Source organism: Chryseobacterium koreense CCUG 49689, from assembly GCF_001045435.1.
Classification (GTDB): domain Bacteria; phylum Bacteroidota; class Bacteroidia; order Flavobacteriales; family Weeksellaceae; genus Kaistella; species Kaistella koreensis.
Genome location: NZ_LFNG01000046.1, coordinates 1 through 5,839 on the forward strand (window position 1 = coordinate 1; position 5,839 = coordinate 5,839).

Here is a 5,839-nt window from a genome sequence, read left to right on the forward strand (position 1 = left end):
ATTTGCCGATCTCTATTTTAATGCATTCTCATGCTTTATGGTGGGGGATGAGTGGGGACTGACCGGGAGGTGGGTGGGAGCGTCCGTCCCTTATCGATTTGCCGACTGCAAATTCAGATATTGTTACCCGCCCCATATAGGTGGCATTGAGCGGCTCAGCCACCAGAGATTGGGTTGCGGTTTCCGGGAGTGGAAGCGGATTGGGGAGTAGGAAGGACCAAAGGATACCATCTGGTCGAAACAGGACTAATTGACGATGAGTTCGCGGATGGATTCGTAGGGGATCCCCATGAATGTGCAGAATTCCTGTACGGTGAGGAACTGGTGTTCGGCTTTGTTGAGGGATGATTTGATTTTCAGGATCAGATCGCGGCTGTAGCGTTCACTTTTGCCGGTGATGAGCTGGATGTCTTTGGGGTAGATGCAGATGCGGGTAGTTCTTGGTTTCATCGGTGTAGTTTTCTTTGCTGAACAAAGTTTGGAAAACAAAATGAAACTGTTTCGGTAGGAGGGCGGTAGTACCGAAAGATTTTTTATGCAGATGAAAAATTATAGAGGAAAGACCGCTATTTATGAGCTGTCGAACAAAGCAACCATATACCCCTATGCTTAACTTTTACTCGACGCTAAATTAGTATATCCATTCTATTTTAGCCCAATATTTTTCCATAATAGTTTAATAACCCACATTACTATAATCTACAGTATGCATTGTAAACAAAATCATACAATAATAATTTATTTCACTATCTTCTTCAAAATTGAATTCAAATTCTGCTCTCATCATATTTTTCTTAACTCTTACAACTTTTCCATAACTTCTCCCATCAATAAAAAACTCTCCAAAGCTTTTCATTAAATAAGACATATATGTTATTTTAAGATAGATTTCTTTTCCCATAACTTTCATATTATACGAATCAATATTCTTTCTCTCTATTGATATGATATGAGGCAATGATTGTGTTAACAATTTTAATTTTATGCCTATTATGAAATTATTTTGCATAAAAGCAAGAATTTCATTATCATTAATATCATAAATAAAGCATTCAACCGAAAAACCGAAACTAAGAGATTTGGATTTCAATTTAAGAGTAAATACTAACTCATCTCCTTTATAATAGTAGGAATATTTTCCTCTTTTGATTATTGCTCGATATTTTTCCATCTTTAATTTGTAAATCCAATTTTGATACTCACATCTAAACCTAGTAAAAGTTTAGCTCCGTAAGATGCATTTAAACAGTACCTGCAAGCCTCGTTAGCATCTGTATTTCTACCAACTCTTATAGAGGGTCTATTGGGGATAACCAAATTTTCACCTTTATAATTGCTACCCACACCAAATTCTGTATTTAAAACTCCGTTATTAGGATAATATTCTAATAAATCAGAACCTTCCGTAGGAATTATATCATTTGTTACATAATCTAATTTAGCACTATATCCCAGGCCTTTAACACCTCCTACTACTCCAATAAAGTTATGCCCTTTTCCATCACCTGCATTTGCATAAAATCCTTTACGGTTACTCCATCCAAAGTTTCCTATATCTCCTGTCATAATGCCTCCCTCAACCCTTCCTATACCTGCCTGTACTCCTAGTGTTCCTTTCCCTTCCACCTGAAAAACAAAATGGTCTTTAAAGAAATCACTAATTTTATCAGTAAACCCTTTAATCCTAATTACATTCAGCTTCCCTAATTCAATTCCTCCGTAATATGCTTTATCAGAGTAATTATAATTACTATAGGAATATGTTCCTCCGGAAAAGTATTTAAAATCTCCTATTCCGCCTCCTGCAAGAAAGTTGTAAAAAGAAGTTGCCGGTCCTATCACATCGTAAAAAGTATGAGAACGCTCACCCCAATTTCCAAATGAATCAAAATTTGAAAACGTAGTTATTGCATTTTTCGATGCATTTCTAAAGAGCTTATTCATCCAATCGGTAAAATTTATATCCCTTCCGTCGGGGTCATAAAACGAAACGGGATTGTTCATCACATAGGCATAGGTACTCGCACTCGCAAACTTCTCTGCCAGCTGGTCTATGCCGTTCCATCTTGCGATATCCGGCATATACATTCTCCACCCGTAGTCGTACATTCCTGTTTCCTGCAGTTCTTTGCCGTTGTACTTGTGGTTCTTAAAAGAACCTATACCAAAGAATGATTCGTTTTCCGGGTTTAAGTGGTTCATTCCAAATGCGTAGTAATCATTGCTGTCCAGAATCTCTATCTCGTCATCTTCATTCCGGGTATAGCTTACCCTTACATTTCCCAAATGGTCCTTGTATTGGTAAATATATTGTTTTTTTGCAAAATCATAAAATCCGGCAGAAGTAGGGAAGTACAGCAGCTCTGCATTGCTCGTTCCGCCGCCGTCTCCCGGTATGGCAAGACTCACTGCGTCCGGCAGAAATGCTTCCCGTTCCAAAGCCACCTCCGTTTCCAGCTCGCCCGGTATCTCTGCGCCGCCTCCCTTTCTTACCGTTTCCAGGTGGTAGAAACCGTCTAAATAATCTGCGGTAGAGGTTACTACCGATGCTCCTTTTATTCCCGTAACCGCAGCCGTGATCTTCTTTCTCAGCTTTACCCCGTCTGCTCCGTACATCGAAGTAACGGAAACAGTGCTGCTGCCTTCTGAGATTTCTATGCTGTTGGCAAGATTAAGCATGTTGTAGCCTATTTCATAGATTCCCTTATCGCGCATATCGGTCATATTGCCGTTGTCATCATAAGAGATTGTGTTCCCTCCTCCTTCATATCCGTTGGCGTCTTCTGAAAGGTCTGTAATGCTGTCGAGGCGGTTTGCGGTATAATTGTATTGCAGGTCATCGATAAGGTTGGCAGCGGTGCCCATAAAAGCTGAACTGCGTTTCAGCGTCGACACGTTCCCTCTTCTGTCATAAGTCGCTATCTCCGAATGTTCTTTCAGAAAAGGATTTTGGGGATCCTGATATAGTCCCGCAAGAAGCCGTCCCGCTCCGTCATAGACATAGCCATATCTTCCTTTCTTGTCTGTGCTTGCCCAGGTAATTTCTGCAATACTACCGTTGTATTTCGGTTTTACCTTGAGATGGGAAAAATCGTTATTGGGCGTTTCTTCACCCTCTCTCTGGTTGAAGTTTACTTTGTAAGCAAACAGGTCGCTTCCCAGATTGTCGGGATTGTTTACGGAAGTGAGCCAACCGCGGATATTGTAACTGTAATCTACCGACTGCAGATTGTTTCCCAGCTTTTTATTGACTGCTCTGCCTAAATCGTCATAGGTAAACTCTTCGAGCAGTTCTTCCTGTCCATTATCCACCTGATGATAGTGTCTCAGAAGCAGATTTTGTGGTGAGTAAACATAGCGTTGCTTTACCACAACCTGCTGGTTCGTAGAGGACCTTTTGTGTTCAACTATCGATTCCGTAATGTTTCCTGGAAAATCAACCTGCATCTCGGTCTTTGTAAATCCGTTCAGGTGGTTGGTCTTGTGATTGCCGACGAGCCGTTCTTTGGTGTCATACCAGAAAAGCGTCTTGTTCCACCTGTTTTCTTCGAGGTTCTTCACGAACGATGCGGTAAGCATCGATTTGGTGCTGTGATTGGAACCCGTGATATCGGAAGACAGGGTAGGTTGTGAGTAGATGCTCGCAGGCCTCGTAACCGGAACGGCCGGAGGATACTCGTCATAATAGTTTACAGAAAGAACATCTGTTACTGTGGTGGGGTAGGCATTTTTAGAATAGTATATCGGTAATGCGGATGTGTTAAAAACGGCCGTGGTCTTTCTCGTTTCGTAAATTATGGAGGAACTTTCCGCGCTGCTTTGCTCTGACGATCTTTCTCCGCCAGAGCACAACCCGGTATAAATTACTCTGCCCAAACGATCATATTTTATAAAAGTCCATTTCCCTTCCGATTTCAATTGTTCGTTAGTGGACATAATGAGGCGATTTTCTTTATCGTACACATAGTACTCTCTACCTTTTCCCGGTATCTTTTTCTCGGTTTGTCTTCCATACGCATCATATTGATACTGATAAAGCACTTCATCTTTTACATTCAATGCATTTTCTCCCGGATTCAGCGGGGGTATAATATAGACCTGCTGATTGTATTGGTTATAAACGTAATAAGTATCAAGAAAATCGGTTCCGTTTTTTACGCGGGTCATGATGGTTTGTCCCAAGCTGTTTTTATAGACGGAAGAGATATTGCCGTCTTCATCTTTCACGGAGTTTTTATACAGTGTGTTTGCTGCAAAATAGCCATCATCTGAGAGGTTATTCTCAAAAGTAACGGTATTAAGTGTGGCACTATACTTTTTAATGGTATTTGCCTCATTAAATTCGTAGAAAAATTCCTTCGCTCGACCGGAAGCCATACTCCAGTCGGAACCAGGGTTTGCAGATTTTGTTATTCTACCCAATGGTGATTCGTCATCAGCAACTTCTGCATAGGCATTCGGCATATTATAATAAGAGTTGATGTCGGCTTCTGAAACAGCGTGCAGAAGTCCGTTGCCGGTGGATACGGGTACGGGCAAATATTGCTTTGTCTGTTTCCCTGCGGAGTCATAAAAAAAAGACGTTACAATGTCCTGGTTCGCATTGATGCCCTTGATGGAAACGGTTTGTCTGGGTCTTCCCAAACCATCATTGTATTGCACGGTTTGCACCGATTGAGCAGCATTGAGGTTTGAAGAAACCGTAACCGAATCTAAAAACACACGGGTATAGGTATAACTCTCGTAAGAACTGAATACCTGGGCTTCCGTTTTAACCCAAAAACCAAATAGGACTAAGATATATAAAATTAATTTTTTCATATTATGGAGGGGCATGTTAATATATAAAGTCGTAATGCGGATTGTATCTGTTCTCCCTGATGATATTGTGGTTAATATCTTCCACCCTGATCAAACGATTTGCGGCATCGTAATAATAATACTCTTTACTTCCGCTCGGTGAGGTGACACTTTTTATTCCTATCAGAGGATCGTAGGTGTAAGTAGTGACCATATAGTCTTTGAACGCCGATTTCAAGCGAAACTCATCCTGTTTTTGTCTAAGAAGCTCCTCGGAAGCATCGTCAATATCCTGATTGGATTTTATATGTATGTCTAAAGATTTATAAGAATCCGCGGAATCGGATAGTCCAAAAGCAGACATCACCTGCTCATAGGTAGCCCCCTCAATTTTCGCAATTAATAATGTGCCACTGTAGCCATAGATAAATGCCGTAGGAGAGCCTTCTTTGGATGTTGTCTGCAGAACATTGCCCATGGCATCATAAATATCGTTCTTCAACTCACTTATCACAACTCCGCTTATACCAATTGTTTTCACAGATGATGGAAAATAATTTTCAGAGTGGTCGTATTTTGTTTCTATCCTGCCTGTTTCAATGCCGTTTTGTGTGCGTATGACCTCTAATGGAACAGAATGCATGCCCTTTCCAATCAATTTTGTATTCCCTTTTTCTGCCGCATACAGGTATTCTGTTTCGGCAACAATTCCGTCCACAGTTGTCTTCTTTTCCTTCATTACGTTATTGTTATCTTGATTGAATGTCTTTTCAGAAATTAGGGATAATGAATTTCCTTGGCTATCGTAGGAGGTTTCTTGGGAAGTGATCTTTTCTGGCAATGATTCATGGGTATATGTGCTACCTATCATGGAAACTTCGGTGATATTGACCACCCAGTTTCAATTTAAACTGACCACCTAAGTTCGGTTTAAACTGACCACCTAATTTCGGAGTAAACTGACCACCCCTTTTTTCATTCAGTGAACTGCTTTTTTCATGTGTTAATGTAGGTTCAAATTTAGATAAAAATTACTGTT

At 40.6% G+C, this 5,839-nt stretch carries 4 protein-coding genes; all 4 read right to left on the bottom strand.

Translation table 11 applies throughout. The features are described from left to right. Nucleotides 1-246: 246 nt before the first annotated feature. The gene (locus ACM44_RS14515; RefSeq protein ID WP_048500782.1) at nucleotides 247-450 is read right to left on the bottom strand and encodes a hypothetical protein; all 204 of its coding nucleotides are present in this window, start codon (nucleotides 448-450) and stop codon (nucleotides 247-249) included. Between the two features lie 226 nt (nucleotides 451-676). Then, on the bottom strand, nucleotides 677-1,171 hold the full coding sequence (locus ACM44_RS14520) for a hypothetical protein (protein ID WP_048500783.1): 495 nt from the start codon (nucleotides 1,169-1,171) through the stop codon (nucleotides 677-679). A gap of 2 nt (nucleotides 1,172-1,173) precedes the next feature. Then, on the bottom strand, nucleotides 1,174-4,821 hold the full coding sequence (locus ACM44_RS14525; RefSeq protein ID WP_048500784.1) for a DUF6443 domain-containing protein: 3,648 nt from the start codon (nucleotides 4,819-4,821) through the stop codon (nucleotides 1,174-1,176). Nucleotides 4,822-4,837: 16 nt separating this feature from the next. Further along, the gene (locus ACM44_RS14530; RefSeq protein WP_152669398.1) at nucleotides 4,838-5,695 is read right to left on the bottom strand and encodes a hypothetical protein; all 858 of its coding nucleotides are present in this window, start codon (nucleotides 5,693-5,695) and stop codon (nucleotides 4,838-4,840) included. Nucleotides 5,696-5,839 lie beyond the last annotated feature (144 nt).